This is a genomic window from Hydrogenophaga sp., from assembly GCF_030651625.1.
Lineage (GTDB): Bacteria > Pseudomonadota > Gammaproteobacteria > Burkholderiales > Burkholderiaceae_C > Hydrogenophaga.
This window is the reverse complement of record NZ_JAUSCF010000027.1, coordinates 37288-50757: the sequence shown is the minus strand read 5'-3', so window position 1 is coordinate 50757 and position 13470 is coordinate 37288. Positions and strand designations below refer to the sequence as shown.

Sequence of the window (13470 nt, the reverse complement as noted above, 5' to 3'; positions counted from 1 at the left end):
GGCCATCTGATGGAGCCTGAAACCCGCCCTTCCCGTGCTCCTGCTGACGTGAGCAGCGTCGGGTCCAGCCACCACTCGCTCAAGCTCGGCAAGTCTGGCATGCGCTGGGTGGTCGCGACCGCCCTGGTGTTCATGACCGGTGTCGGCATGGTGCTACTGTTCCTGCTGACAGTGGCCACACGCAACCGTGCGCTCTATGAGCAGAATTTTTCGTGGCTGGTCGGGGTCAACGTCGCGGTGGCCGTTCTTCTGGCGCTTATCCTGTTGTGGCTCGTGGTGCGCCTGGCCTTGCGCCTGAAACGGGGAAAATTCGGCAGCCGTTTGCTGATCAAGCTTGCGTCCATCATCGGACTGGTGGGCGTTCTGCCGGGTTTGCTCATCTACACGGTTTCATACCAGTTTGTTTCCCGATCCATCGAGAGCTGGTTCGATGTGCGCGTGGAGTCGGCGTTGACGGCGGGTCTCAACCTGGGACGCACCACCCTCGACACGCTGGCAGCGGACCTCAGCGGCAAAACGCGCGTGGCGGCCGAAGGCCTGGCGCGCGAGCCCAGTGCTTCGGCCGTGCTGGCGCTGGAACGGTTGCGTGAACAGCTGGGTGTGACCGATCTGGTGCTCTGGAATGCGGCGGGGCAGCCATTGGGCAGTGCCGGCAGTTCGCGCTTCGACCTCAGCCCCGAGCGCCCCAACCCGGCGCAACTGCGCAATTTGCGCACGGTTCGGGTCATGGCCCAGATTGAAGGACTCGAAGAAGGCAGTGACGGTGAAGTCGAAGCCATGCTGGCCGTGAATCAGGCCCGTATCAAGGTGATGGCGCTGGTCGGCTCACCGGACTTCGGGTTCAGTGCCGAGCCGCGCTATCTGCAGGTGGTTGCTCCGTTGCCTGCCGCGCTGGTTGCCGACGCGCTGGCGGTGCAAGTCGCCAATCGCGAATACCAGGAGCGTGCACTGGGGCGGCAGGGGCTGCAGCGCATGTACATCGGCACACTCACCCTGACGCTGTTCCTGGCGGTGTTCGGCGCGGTGCTCCTTGCGGTGCTGCTGGGCAACCAGCTCATCCGGCCCCTGCTGGTGCTTGCCGAAGGCATGCGGGAGGTCGCGGCGGGCAACCTGTCTCCCAAACCCGCGCTCACCTCGCGCGACGAGCTTGCAGGCCTGACCCGAACGTTTGCGCACATGACCCAGGATCTTTCGGATGCTCGCACCGCCGTGCAGCGCAGCATGGAGCAGGTCGACGCCGCGAGAGACAACCTGCAAACCATTCTGGACAACCTGACCGCCGGCGTTGTGGTCCTGGACGACAAAGGTTGTCTGCAGAGCGTGAACCCCGGCGCGGCGCGCATCTTGCGCACGCCGCTTTCGCTGCACATGGGGCAGCCGCTGGCTCAGATACCGGGCCTCGAAGCCTTTGCCAGTGGGGTGCTGCAGCAATTCGAACGTTTCCTGTCGGATCAGACACCTCACCAGGGCGGGCACTGGCAGCAATCGTTTGAACTCACCGCCACGGGCACCACCCCGTTCGACGAAGGCATCACCTTGATCGCGCGTGGTGCGCTGTTGCCGCGCAACGAGCGATTGCTGGTGTTCGACGATGTGTCTGAGATGGTCTCGGCCCAGCGAGCCAAAGCCTGGGGCGAGGTGGCCCGGCGGCTCGCGCACGAGATCAAGAACCCCCTCACACCCATCCAGTTGTCGGCCGAGCGGCTGGCCATGAAGCTCGAAGGCAAGGTGCAGCCGCCCGAGCAGGCCATTCTGAACAAGTCGGTTCGCACCATCGTGGATCAGGTCGATGCCATGAAGCGCCTGGTCAATGAATTTCGCGACTACGCGCGCCTGCCAGCGGCCCAGCTGGGCGCCGTGGACCTGAATGCGCTGGTGCGCGAGTTCATGGGCCTGTACGAGCACGCGGCGGTGCCTGTGCGCTGCGAACTGGTCGAAGGGTCGGTCATGGCCATGGCCGATCCGCACCAGGTGCGCCAGATTCTGCACAACCTGGTGCAAAACGCACAGGACGCCATGAGTGGGCAGCAGGGGGCAGAAGTGCAGTTGCGCACCGCCCGCTCCGAGTCTGGCAAATGGGTGCGGCTGGTGGTCACGGATCGCGGCCCCGGTTTTGCCGAGCACATCCTCAAGCGGGCGTTCGAGCCCTACGTGACCACCAAGACCAAAGGCACCGGCCTGGGTCTGGCCGTGGTCAAGAAGATCATGGACGAACACGGCGGCCGAGTGGACATCAGCAATCGCCAGATCGAGGGTCAGCCGGCAGGCGCCCAAGTATCGCTATCATTCGCAGTTGCGAATTGACAACATCGACTGAGGGAACGAACCGAGCCATGGCCACTATTCTGGTTGTAGACGACGAATTGGGAATACGGGATTTGCTCTCCGAGATCCTGAACGATGAAGGCCACACCATCGAACTGGCCGAAAATGCTGCTCAGGCCAGGGCGGTGCGGGCACAAATGCGACCTGATCTGGTGTTGCTCGACATCTGGATGCCCGACACCGATGGTGTGACGCTCCTCAAAGAGTGGGCCAGCTCCGGTCTGCTAACCATGCCCGTCATCATGATGAGCGGTCATGCCACGATCGATACCGCCGTGGAGGCCACGCGCATCGGTGCCAGCGCCTTTCTTGAGAAGCCGATCACGCTGCAGAAGCTGCTCAAGGCGGTCGATCAAGGCCTCAACAAGTCGGCCGAACGGGCCGCCGTTGCGATGGTGACCACAGCAGTGTCGGGTACCAGTTTCATGAGCGAGCTCACGGTGGAGGAGGCCATGACTGGCGGCACGCTGCCCGAACCTGCCCTGGATATCGGCCCACTGCCCCATCAGCTGTTCAACCTCGATGGCCCCTTGCGTGAGGCACGCGACGAATTCGAGAAAGCCTACTTCGAATACCACCTGGCACGAGAGTCGGGCTCGATGACGCGTGTGGCCGAAAAAACCGGTCTCGAACGCACGCACCTGTACCGCAAACTCAAGCAATTGGGCGTCGATCTGGCTCGCAGCAAGCGCAACGCGCTCTGAGCCTCGGTCGATTTTTGAAGCGGCAATGCTGCTATACTCTTGCTTCTGTTTGGCCCGGTAGCTCAGTTGGTAGAGCAGCGGATTGAAAATCCGCGTGTCGATGGTTCGATTCCGTCCCAGGCCACCAAAATTCTCTCCTTGCAGGTCAATCACTTGCCAAGCAGATCCCAAGAAGCGACCTTTCGAAAGATGGTCGCTTTTTTGTTTTTGGCATGGTTCGTTGGCATGGGAGCGACCTTGACCTGGAGCACGTGCCTTCTTGAGCATGTGCAGTCAGGTCATCTGGATTGATAGACCCCCAACGTCCGGAGTGCTTCATGATCATCCGTTCCAAAAGCCTTCTCCTTCTTTCTGTGATGGCCGCACTGTCAATATCGTTCACCGGTTGCGGCCTCGAAAGCGCCGGGACTGCTGCCACCGCCGGGGCCACCAAACAGATCGAACTTGAACAGGCCCGCAAGACGCAGGAGCGGGTGCATGAGCAGGTTCAGCAGTCAATGGACCAGATGCAGAGGCGCAATGAGCAACTGGATGGAGCCACGCGGCATTGACGTCATTTGTGGATCATGGGTCCGTTGCATGAAGGCATTGCACGGCAGCGGGTTGTGGTGGTGAAGGACAATCGAAGCCAATGTTGAACAAGTCCCTCATGGCGCATGCATCCCCGGGTACTTTTTCAGCGTCGCCTTGACGAAACCCCGCTCACGAGCCGCTGCGCCTCCTGCGCATCTTGTCGATTGCCTCCATGTCTGCTCAGTCTGAAACCTTCTGGTCTTCCTGCGGTCACGACCGCCTTTCTTTCAATGAGCGTGGCTGGCTGGTGCCCACTGCCCACTACTGGCGGTTGTGGCTGGAGCGGCCTGAACTGGCCCTGGTGGACGAGTCGTGTGATGCCGAGCGGGCTTTGCACGCCGCGTTGTTGCGTGACCCTTTGCGTGCGGTGCCGCAGACTGAAATGGATGCGCTGGCAGACGAAGACGTGCGGGCCAATCACCGTCTGTTTCTTGACTTTCGCGATGCCGTGATGGCGGCTGGATCCCTTGAAGCGGCGTACGCAGGCTTCTTCAAGGCCGGCTCCATTGCGTTGCCACCGCTGTTCCTGGACCTCATGATCCAGGCCATCGTCAGTCACCTTCTGGCAGACGAGTCGGATCCCTTGGTTTGGCGCGCGGCCGAAATGCTGTTCCGCCGACAACGGGTGAGCGTGAGTGAGGGGCGGGTGCTCAGTGGGGACGCCGATACGCTGGACATGCTTAACGAGACCGGCGGTGCCGGCGCGGTAGGGCGATTGCTTCTTCAGGGAGGGGCTGCCTTGCCTGCGGTGCAGGTCGAGGTACTGGCTGAGGCCAATGGCGCGCGCTACATGCAAAGCCGGTTGGGCGCGGGTCGTTTCAATTTCGTCCTGGATCTGACGCATGAGGTGCAGAACGAGCTTCCACATGGACTCACGCTCACCATGACGCGGTCGAACTCCGGACTGAAGGCGCTGGCTCTGGTGCTTCAACGATGGGTTCGGCACTTTCTGGGGACCCCTGTTCAGATCCGCCCGGAAGCGCGTGTGGACGATCCATCATGGCGCTGGCATCTGGGGCTGGATGCGGAGTCCAGCCGTCTGCTCAACGACCTCTACCAGGGTCATGCAGTGGAGCCTGAACGGCAGGGGCGACTGATCAGCCTGTTTGTTTTGCGGTTCGATGACCCTGCACACGTGTTGCCTGAAATTCAGGGAAAGCCGGTTTACCTGGGTCTGGCCATGACTGCCGATGGCCTGCTCAAACTCAAGCCGCAGAACTTGCTGCTCAACCTTCCGCTGGTGACCCGTTCGTAGACGGCGGCTGCGCTTCTCGCAGCGCAACGAAGAAGGTGGCACCCGCGCCCGGTGCGCTGCTCGCCCAGATTCGGCCCCCCATGCGCTCCACCGCTTTCTGAACCAGCGCCAGCCCGATGCCGGTGCCAGGAATCTGCTCTTGCCGGTGCAGGCGCTGGAACATGCCGAAGATCCGGTCGTGGTACCTCATGTCGAATCCGATGCCCTGGTCGGCCACACTGATCTGTACCCGGCCGTCCAGAACATGCGCTTCGATGTGGATGCGTGGCACCTCGCCCGCCGGGGTGAACTTCAGGGCGTTGTCCATGAGGTTGCGCACGACGATGGCCAATCCCTTGGCGTTGGCTTGCACCCAAAGGTCGTCAGGGATCACAACGCTCAATTCACCCTGGCGCGCTTCCAGCTCGTCGCGGAACGGCGCAGCCACTGCCCGCACGCAGCTCACCAGCCTCACAGGTTCAATCTGTTCGGTCAGTTGTTGCAGTCGCGAATAGGCCAGCAAATCGTTGACCAGCTGTGACATGTGCAGCGTCGCGCGCTGGATGCGCTGCAGGTATTCGCGCCCCTGCTCGTCCAATTGATCCGCGTGTTCTTCAAGCAGCAGCGAGCTGAAACCTTCGATGCCACGCAGTGGCGTACGCAAATCGTGAGAAGCCGAGTAGGTGAACGATTCGAGTTCGCGGTTCACGGTGGTGAGTTGTTGCACGCTGTGCTGCAGCTGCGCCGTGCGTTCGGCAACCTTGATCTCCAGCCCTTCGGTCAGCTCGCGAATTTGTTCTTCTGCCTCCACCCGCAGGCGGATATTGACCAGCATCTGGGAGAACAGCTTCAGCAGGGTGGTTTCTTCTTCACCGTAGTTGTGGGTTCTGCGCACCGAGTCCAGGCCGACGAAGCCCATGCACCTTTCGCCGTGCATCAGTGGCAGCGCCATCAGGCTCTGGACGCCCTGCGAGTTCAGCAGGTCACGCAGAACGCCAGTGGGCAGGTTTTCGGTATCGGGAACGTGCATGACCTGGCCCAGGCGGTGTTTGCCGATCCAGTCGGGGATCAGCTCGAATGGGAGGTTCTGCAGATTCTCGATCTCCGGGGTGATCCCCTCAGCGCACCATTCGTGAGTGTTGGAGCCTGTTTCGGTGTCGAAGTCGTAGTCAAAGAGATAGGCTCGGTCAGCGTCGACAAATCGGCCCATGTCCCCGAGCGCTTCATTGATGGCCGCATCGGATTCCTGGGCTGGCAGGTTGATGAAGCGGTTGGCCAGGCGAAACAGCAGCAGGACAAACTCGCTCAGGCGTTCGCGCTCCCGGTGCGCCGCCTGCTGCTCGGTGACGTCGCGCACCAGAAACATGCAGTGCCCGCTTTCGGGCAACCAGGCCACGCGGGCGTTGAAATGGCGAAGGCCTGCAGGCATGTCCAGGCTGTAGTTCATCTCCTGCATGCCATGTTCGCGGGCTTGTGCCATGGCTTTGCGCTGCATCGCAACCGTGTCGGGGGGCATCACGTCGCCCACGGTCCGCCCCAGGAACTGCTCGGGTGCCGCGTACAGCCGGTTCCTCTGCCCGGCGTGAAAATACACAAAGCGTTCCTGTGCATCCACCACGAAGAGCATGTCCTGCAGCACATCGAACACCTGCTCGAGCATGGCACCGCGCTCGCGCGCGGTGGCCTCGGCCTGCCGCAGGTCGGTCAGGTCCAGGCAGGAACCGATGTAGCCAATGAAACGGTGATCGGCATCAAAGCGGGGGCGGCCCTGGTCCAGCAACCAGCGGTATTCGCCGCTGTGGTGGCGCAGACGGTACTCCATGCTGAACGGCTCGCGCGCCTCGAATGCGTTCAGATAGGCGCCCAGACAAGTGTCCCGGTCATCGGGGTGAACCCCTTCGAGCCAGCCCTCGCCGAGCTCTTGCTCCATGGTGCGACCGGTGAACGCCAGCCAGGCCTGGTTGAACCAGTCGCAGCGATTGTCGGTCCCGCTGGTCCAGAACAGCGCTGGCGAGGCATTGGCCACCGTCTCCAGCTGATTGAGGGTTTGTCGCTGGGCTTCTTCCAGGGCCTTGCGTTCGGTGGTTTCAAAAACGGTTCCTGCCATGTAGGTCACATGACCCAGCGCGTCTCGCACGCCACTGCCCTGCGTGTCGAACCAGCGGTAGCGGCCCTGGGCGTCACTGGCACGGAATTCCAGTTGATAGGGGGCCTCTCCCTTGAAGAAGCGCTTCAGAGCCACGCGCAAGCGTGGCAGGTCGTCCGGGTGGAGGAGTTCCAGAAAGGCGTCCGCCAGCCGATCGGCCGGGGGGGCGGCATGCCCCAGCGCCACGAAGAACTCGTCGCTGGGCTGGATGAAGCCTTGATCAAAATCCCACTCCCACACCTGACCGCGCGAGGCGGCGAGCCGGAAACGCAGTTCGTTGCGCGCCAGTGCACGCTGGTCGAGCTCCAGCTGTGTGACATCCCGGAACATCAACAGCAGTCGTGGGCGACCATCCACTGTGACCCGTTCGGCGCTGTAGCGCACGTGGATTTCCTGGCCGTCCGGGCCTGTGCTGCTGCCCTGGGCATCGCGCACGTGTTCGCCATTTTCCAGGGCCGCCAACAGGCGCTGGCGGCTTTCGCTTGCGCGCCACAGTCCCAGCTCGGTGGATGTGGCGCCGAGCAGCTGTTCGCGGGGCCGACCAAACAGGCTGCAGAACGCGTCGTTGACCAGCAGGAGCCGCCCATCGTCCCAATCGCTCAATGACATGGCTTCAGGGGCTGCCTGAAACACCGATTCAAACAGTTGCTGGGCCGCAAGTTGGCGGGCATTTGCTTCGTGGCGCTCGGTGATGTCGCGGCTCACTGCCAGTACCGTGGGCTTGTCACCAGGCAGCGCAGGCTCCAGCAGGGCCTGTGCCTCCCAGTGGCGCAAGCCCCCTGGTCCGGGATAGGAGAAATACAGGGTGTCGCTTTGCCCGGTTCTCAGGACGCCTTCGATGTACGCACTCCATTTCGCTGCGATCTCTGGCGGTGCCCCGATCTCGGAAAGGGTTCGTCCCAGCATTTCCCCCGGCTTGAGACCGTTGGCCGCCTCAACAGCCGGATTGGCGTACATCACGCGAAGGTTCTGGTCATAGCGCACCACGACGTCGGGCAGGTGACCGGTCAGGGTCTGGAAATGCCGCTCGCTGCGGCGCAGGCGATGGATTGTCCGGTCCAGGCGCCAGGCACCAAAGGCCATGGCGCCCGCCACCAGCAGGGTCAGCCCGATGGCCATGGGCAGCACCGCCGTCCAGGCGGCCAGCACGTCCTGAACGGGCAGTGCGTACACCACCATCAGGCGCTCGGCGCCTTCACCCAGTCGGTGGTAACCCACGATGCGTGACACACCGTCGATCACGGCCACCGCCTCAATGACCCCTGAGGGAGCCTGTTGCATGGCGTCGGCGATGCGGCCGCGAATCATGCGGCCCTGTTCCTGTTCGATCAGTGGGTAGCGGGTGAGTATGGTGGTGGCGCCATCGTCTTCGATGCGAAACAGGCTCATGCTGCCGCCGGGCGGCAGACCCTCCGATGCAAAGCGTTCCAGCAGGGTCTTGCGTGGCAGCATGAGTTCCCAGGTCTGGCCACCGCGCTCTGGCGCCTGGCGCCAGGTCATCGGCAGGACCCACTCGCCCGACTGCTCACGCGCCAGACCGGGCACCCACTGGCTGGCGGGCAGGTCGGTCGTTGGCCGGTCAATCCGTCGCAGGGTGAATGGCAGGTTCAGGGATTCAACCAGCGGCGACTGGTTGGCCAGCAGCCTTGTCCGTTCTGGTTCTGATGCTGCATGCAGAACCTCCAAGCTGGCCCGGGCCACCCGCAGCGACTCTTCCAGTTCGGCCGCCAGACGCTTGACCTCGCGCTGCGCCTGTGCCTTGGCCCTGTCCAGGGCCACGTCGCGCTGGGTCAGCAGAAGTCCGGCAGACAACAGCAGCAGCAACACGATGGCACCGGTTGCGAGCACACGCAGCCAGATCCGCCCAAAATCTGACGCGCTGGTTGCTGATGGAGGGCTTACCGGAGCCTGGTCAGCCCGTTCGCCATGCGCATCGGATGAGGGGTTAGGAAGCATGAATGCTGGGCGGCAAAGGAGTTGTCCCTTTTTTCACCTATTGTCGGTGAGGTGTGCCCTTGCACCCGCATTCCGCGAATCGGGGCAGCCAAACCGTGACTTCCTGCACTCCCTTGCGGTGCCGGGTATGCCCTGCCGCCAGCGGTCACATGTTCCGACGGTATTGCCCACCCACTTCGAACAGGGCACGTGTGATCTGACCCAGAGAGCACACGCGGACCGCTTCCATCAACACCTCGAACACGTTCTTGTTGTCAATCACCGCCTGTTGCAGGCGCTTGAGCATGGCAGGTGAGGCGTCAGCATGCCGGGCGTGGAAGTCGGCCAGCCGTTGCAGCTGGCTCTGCTTTTCCTCGTCGGTCGAGCGCGCGAGTTCCAGTGTGTCCGGTGCGATTTCGCCGTTGGGGTTGCGGAAAGTGTTCACGCCGACGATCGGGTATTCGCCCGTGTGCTTGAGCATCTCGTAGTGCATGGACTCGTCCTGGATCTTGCCGCGCTGGTAGCCGGTCTCCATCGCGCCCAGCACACCGCCACGCTCGGCGATTTTCTCGAACTCCTGCAACACGGCTTCTTCGACCAGTTCGGTGAGTTCGTCGATGATGAAGGCGCCCTGGTTGGGGTTCTCGTTTTTGGCCAGACCCCACTCGCGGTTGATGATGAGCTGGATCGCCATGGCTCGGCGCACGCTGTCTTCGGTGGGCGTGGTGATGGCCTCGTCGAAAGCGTTGGTGTGCAGGCTGTTGCAGTTGTCGTAGATGGCAATCAGCGCCTGCAGCGTGGTGCGGATGTCGTTGAACTGGATTTCCTGCGCGTGCAGGCTTCGCCCGCTGGTCTGCACGTGGTATTTGAGCTTCTGGCTGCGCTCATTGGCGCCGTACTTGTCGCGCATGGCCACCGCCCAGATGCGGCGCGCCACGCGGCCGAGCACCGTGTATTCCGGGTCCATGCCGTTGCTGAAGAAGAAGCTCAGGTTGGGCGCGAAGTCGTCGATGTGCATGCCGCGCGCCAGGTACGCTTCCACAAAGGTGAATCCGTTGGAGAGCGTGAACGCGAGTTGGCTGATGGGGTTGGCGCCGGCTTCGGCGATGTGGTAGCCGCTGATGCTCACCGAATAGAAGTTGCGCACGTCGTGATGCACGAAGTACTCGGCGATGTCGCCCATGACCTTGAGTGAAAACTCGGTGGAGAAGATACAGGTGTTCTGCCCCTGGTCTTCTTTCAGGATGTCGGCCTGCACCGTGCCGCGCACGTTGGCAAGTACCCATGCGCGGATCTTGGCGGCTTCGGTGTCGGTGGGGTCACGGCCGTTGTCGGCCTTGAATTTCTCCAGGCTCTGGTCGATGGCGGTGTTCATGAACATCGCCAGGATGCTGGGCGCCGGGCCGTTGATGGTCATCGAGACCGACGTGGCCGGGTGGCAGAGGTCGAAGCCGCCGTAAAGCACCTTCATGTCGTCCAGCGTGGCAATGCTCACGCCCGAATTGCCCACCTTGCCGTAGATGTCGGGACGCGGGTCGGGGTCGTTGCCGTAGAGCGTGACCGAGTCAAACGCAGTGGACAGTCGCTTGGCAGGCGTGCCGGCCGACAGCAGCTTGAAGCGCCGGTTGGTGCGGAAAGCATCACCCTCACCGGCGAACATGCGGGTGGGATCTTCGCCCTCGCGCTTGAAGGCGAAGGTGCCGGCGGTGTAGGGGAAGCTGCCGGGCACGTTGTCCAGCATCAGCCACTTCAGGATCTCGCCGTGGTCTTCGTACTGCGGCAGCGCGACCTTGCGGATGGTGGTGCCCGAGAGGCTCTTGGTGGTGAGCGCGGTGCGGATTTCCTTGTCACGGATCTTCACCACGTACTCGTCGCCCGCGTAGGCCTTCTGCATGTCCGGCCATTGCGTCAGCAGCTTGCGTGCGGCCGGGTCCTGGTTCAGTTCGCGAACCTGTGCCAGGTCGACCACGGCTTCGGCGGCACGCGACCGTTCGGGCTTGTCCACGCGCAGCATCACGGCGGTGGCATGCAACTGCTGGATCTCGCGCGCCAGGCGCGCCTGTTCGCGCGCCGCCCTCTTGTAGCCGCGCACGGTGTCGCTGATCTCGGCGAGGTAGCGCGTGCGGGCGCCCGGCACGATGGGTGTCTGGTTGGTGCTGTGGCGCACCGCCACCCGGGGCAGGCGGCCATCGGACAGGGGCAGTCCCAGTTCGCCCAGGCGGAGCTTGAGTGCCTGGTAGAGCGCGGTCACACCGTCGTCGTTGAAGCGCGCGGCCATGGTGCCGAACACCGGCATCTGCTCGGTGGGCGTGGTCCAGGCTTCCTTGTTGCGCTGCACCTGCTTGGCCACGTCGCGCAGCGCATCGCTGGCGCCCTTGCGGTCGAACTTGTTGATGGCCACGAACTCGGCGAAGTCGAGCATGTCGATCTTTTCCAGCTGGCTGGCGGCACCGAACTCCGGCGTCATCACGTACATCGGAATATCCACGTGCGGCACGATGGCGGCGTCGCCCTGGCCAATACCCGACGTCTCGACGATGATCAGGTCGAAGGCCGCCACCTTGCAGGCGGCGATCACGTCCGGCAGCGCCGCGCTGATCTCGCTGCCAAAGTCGCGTGTGGCCAGGCTGCGCATGAAAACACGTTGGCCGGAGGCTCCGCCGTTTTGCGGGTCGCTGCCCCCCTTGCTTGCTGTGGCGGTGTGCCACGGGCCAATGGCGTTCATGCGAATGCGGTCCCCCAGCAAGGCGCCACCGCTCTTGCGCCGCGAAGGGTCGATGCTGATCACGGCCACGCGCAGCGTATCGTCCTGGTCCAGTCGCAGGCGCCGGATGAGCTCGTCTGTGAGTGAGGACTTGCCTGCGCCACCGGTGCCGGTGATGCCAAGCACTGGTACCTTGCGGGACTTGGCCTGCTCATGCAGTGAGGTCACGATGGCCGGGTCGGCCTTGCCACTTTCGAGCGCTGTGATGAGCTGCGCCAATGCACGCCAGTTCATCTCGCCCTGGCCTTCGATGGCGCTGAGCGTTCGGGGCGCAAGGGTGGTGAGGTCGCGGTCGCAGCGCATCACCATTTCGCCGATCATGCCGGCCAGCCCCATTTTCTGGCCGTCTTCGGGGCTGTAGATACGGGTCACGCCGTAGTCCTGCAGCTCGCGGATCTCGCTGGGAACAATCACGCCACCGCCGCCGCCGAACACCTGGATGTGCTCGCCGCCCCTGCTCTTGAGCAGGTCGACCATGTACTTGAAGTACTCCACGTGACCGCCCTGGTAAGAACTGATGGCAATGCCCTGCACATCTTCCTGTAGCGCTGCGGTCACCACTTCGTCCACGCTGCGGTTGTGGCCGAGGTGAATGACTTCTGCGCCCATGCCCTGGAGGATGCGGCGCATGATGTTGATGGCTGCATCGTGGCCGTCGAACAGACTGGCCGCGGTGACGAAGCGCACCTTGTGCGTGGGGCGGTAGCTGGCCAGGGCCTGGTAGTCGGCGGAAAGTTGGGTCATGGGCATGTCTCTGTTGGCTTGTCTCGGAATAGGTTGTCTGCTCAGGCGATGCGCAGGCCGGCCAGCGATGGGTCGTCGGGCGGGTAGCGCAGTTCCAGTGCCTTGAGCGTGTCGCGCACCAGCGTGGCGATCATCAGGTTGCGATGGGTCTTGGAGTCGGCCGGCACCACCGTCCAGGGTGCCCAGGGCGTGCTGGTGGCACCCAGCAGGTTTTCATAGGCCTGTTGGTACTCATTCCACTGTTGCCGAACCTCCACATCGCCATGACTGAATTTCCAGTGTTTGTTGGGGTCGTCGATTCGTTCTTGCAGGCGTTCGCGCTGTTCGTCAAAGCCGATGTGCAGCATGCACTTGAGAATGACCGTGCCTGTTTCGGCCAGCATGCGTTCGAAGGCGTTGATGTGTTCGTAGCGCTGGCGGGTCTGCTCCGGCGTGATCCAGCCGTTCACCGGTGGAACCAGCACGTCTTCATAGTGGCTGCGGTTGAACACCATGATCTCGCCGGCCCCCGGCACGTGCTGGTGGATGCGCCAGAGGTAATCGTGCGCGCGCTCCAACTCGGTCGGTGCTTTCCAGCCCACGGTGTGCACCCCGAGCGGGCTGGTGCGCGAAAACACGCCCCGCACGGTACCGTCTTTGCCCGACGTGTCGGTGCCCTGGAGTACCAGCAGCAGCTTGAAGCGCTTGTCGGCGTAGAACACGTCCTGCAGCGCGTCAAGTTCCTTGGCCAGGGTTTCAACAGCGGCTTGGTCTGTGCCCTTGTTACCAATGGAGTAGGGCTTGGCGCGGGTGTCGAATGCCTTGATGTTGAAGCCTTTGCCATTGCGTGCGACCGGCACCTGCCAATCGGCCCAGGGACTGCCTTTGGCGGCCTGGATGGCTGCAACGGGAAACGGCAGCGAAAAATCGCTTGAACTGGGCATGCGGTACTCCGGTGTGCCGAGGGGCAATATCCCATAGCAGCAGGTGGACGAGCTTGATTGACGTTTACGTAAACGTCAATCATGAATCTTACCCCAGTCGATTGTCGAAGACCATGGTGCTG

At 62.8% G+C, this 13470-nt stretch carries 7 protein-coding genes and 1 tRNA gene; 5 read left to right on the top strand and 3 right to left on the bottom strand.

Going from position 1 to position 13470, the window contains the following annotated elements:
• Positions 1 to 9 precede the first annotated feature (9 nt).
• The 5 genes from Q7V46_RS13430 to Q7V46_RS13410 all read left to right on the top strand — a co-directional run bounded on the left by Q7V46_RS13430 (position 10) and on the right by Q7V46_RS13410 (position 4857).
• The gene (locus Q7V46_RS13430) at positions 10 to 2304 is read left to right on the top strand and encodes an ATP-binding protein (protein ID WP_370690345.1); all 2295 of its coding nucleotides are present in this window, start codon (positions 10 to 12) and stop codon (positions 2302 to 2304) included.
• A gap of 29 nt (positions 2305 to 2333) precedes the next feature.
• Entirely contained in the window at positions 2334 to 3029 is a 696-nt protein-coding gene (locus Q7V46_RS13425; protein WP_304914060.1) for a response regulator, read from the top strand.
• Positions 3030 to 3080: 51 nt separating this feature from the next.
• Positions 3081 to 3156: transfer RNA gene (locus Q7V46_RS13420), tRNA-Phe, on the top strand.
• A 190-nt stretch (positions 3157 to 3346) separates the two neighbouring features.
• Positions 3347 to 3580, top strand: a complete 234-nt coding sequence (locus tag Q7V46_RS13415; RefSeq protein ID WP_304914059.1) for a hypothetical protein — start codon at positions 3347 to 3349, stop codon at positions 3578 to 3580.
• Positions 3581 to 3774: 194 nt separating this feature from the next.
• Positions 3775 to 4857, top strand: coding sequence for a DUF6352 family protein (locus tag Q7V46_RS13410; RefSeq protein WP_304914058.1), 1083 nt, complete (start codon positions 3775 to 3777; stop codon positions 4855 to 4857).
• Here the strand turns inward: Q7V46_RS13410 and Q7V46_RS13405 are convergent.
• The 3 genes from Q7V46_RS13405 to Q7V46_RS13395 form a co-directional block, all read right to left on the bottom strand.
• The gene (locus Q7V46_RS13405) at positions 4829 to 8830 is read right to left on the bottom strand and encodes a PAS domain S-box protein (protein WP_304914057.1); all 4002 of its coding nucleotides are present in this window, start codon (positions 8828 to 8830) and stop codon (positions 4829 to 4831) included. The genes Q7V46_RS13410 and Q7V46_RS13405 overlap by 29 nt on opposite strands.
• Positions 8831 to 9083: 253 nt before the next feature.
• Positions 9084 to 12425 carry a fused isobutyryl-CoA mutase/GTPase IcmF gene (gene icmF / locus Q7V46_RS13400; protein WP_304914056.1) on the bottom strand — a complete coding sequence of 1114 codons (3342 nt, stop codon included), beginning with the start codon at positions 12423 to 12425 and terminating at the stop codon, positions 9084 to 9086.
• A gap of 41 nt (positions 12426 to 12466) precedes the next feature.
• Positions 12467 to 13348 carry a PPK2 family polyphosphate kinase gene (locus Q7V46_RS13395; RefSeq protein ID WP_304914055.1) on the bottom strand — a complete coding sequence of 294 codons (882 nt, stop codon included), beginning with the start codon at positions 13346 to 13348 and terminating at the stop codon, positions 12467 to 12469.
• Positions 13349 to 13470 lie beyond the last annotated feature (122 nt).

Bases quoted from the DNA above. Each gene is read 5' to 3' on its own strand.
- Q7V46_RS13430 (WP_370690345.1), top strand. From the start codon at position 10: ATGGAGCCTGAAACCCGCCCTTCCCGTGCTCCTGCTGACGTGAGCAGC.
- Q7V46_RS13425 (WP_304914060.1), top strand. From the start codon at position 2,334: ATGGCCACTATTCTGGTTGTAGACGACGAATTGGGAATACGGGATTTG.
- Q7V46_RS13415 (WP_304914059.1), top strand. From the start codon at position 3,347: ATGATCATCCGTTCCAAAAGCCTTCTCCTTCTTTCTGTGATGGCCGCA.
- Q7V46_RS13410 (WP_304914058.1), top strand. From the start codon at position 3,775: ATGTCTGCTCAGTCTGAAACCTTCTGGTCTTCCTGCGGTCACGACCGC.
- icmF (WP_304914056.1), bottom strand. From the start codon at position 12,425: ATGACCCAACTTTCCGCCGACTACCAGGCCCTGGCCAGCTACCGCCCC.
- Q7V46_RS13395 (WP_304914055.1), bottom strand. From the start codon at position 13,348: ATGCCCAGTTCAAGCGATTTTTCGCTGCCGTTTCCCGTTGCAGCCATC.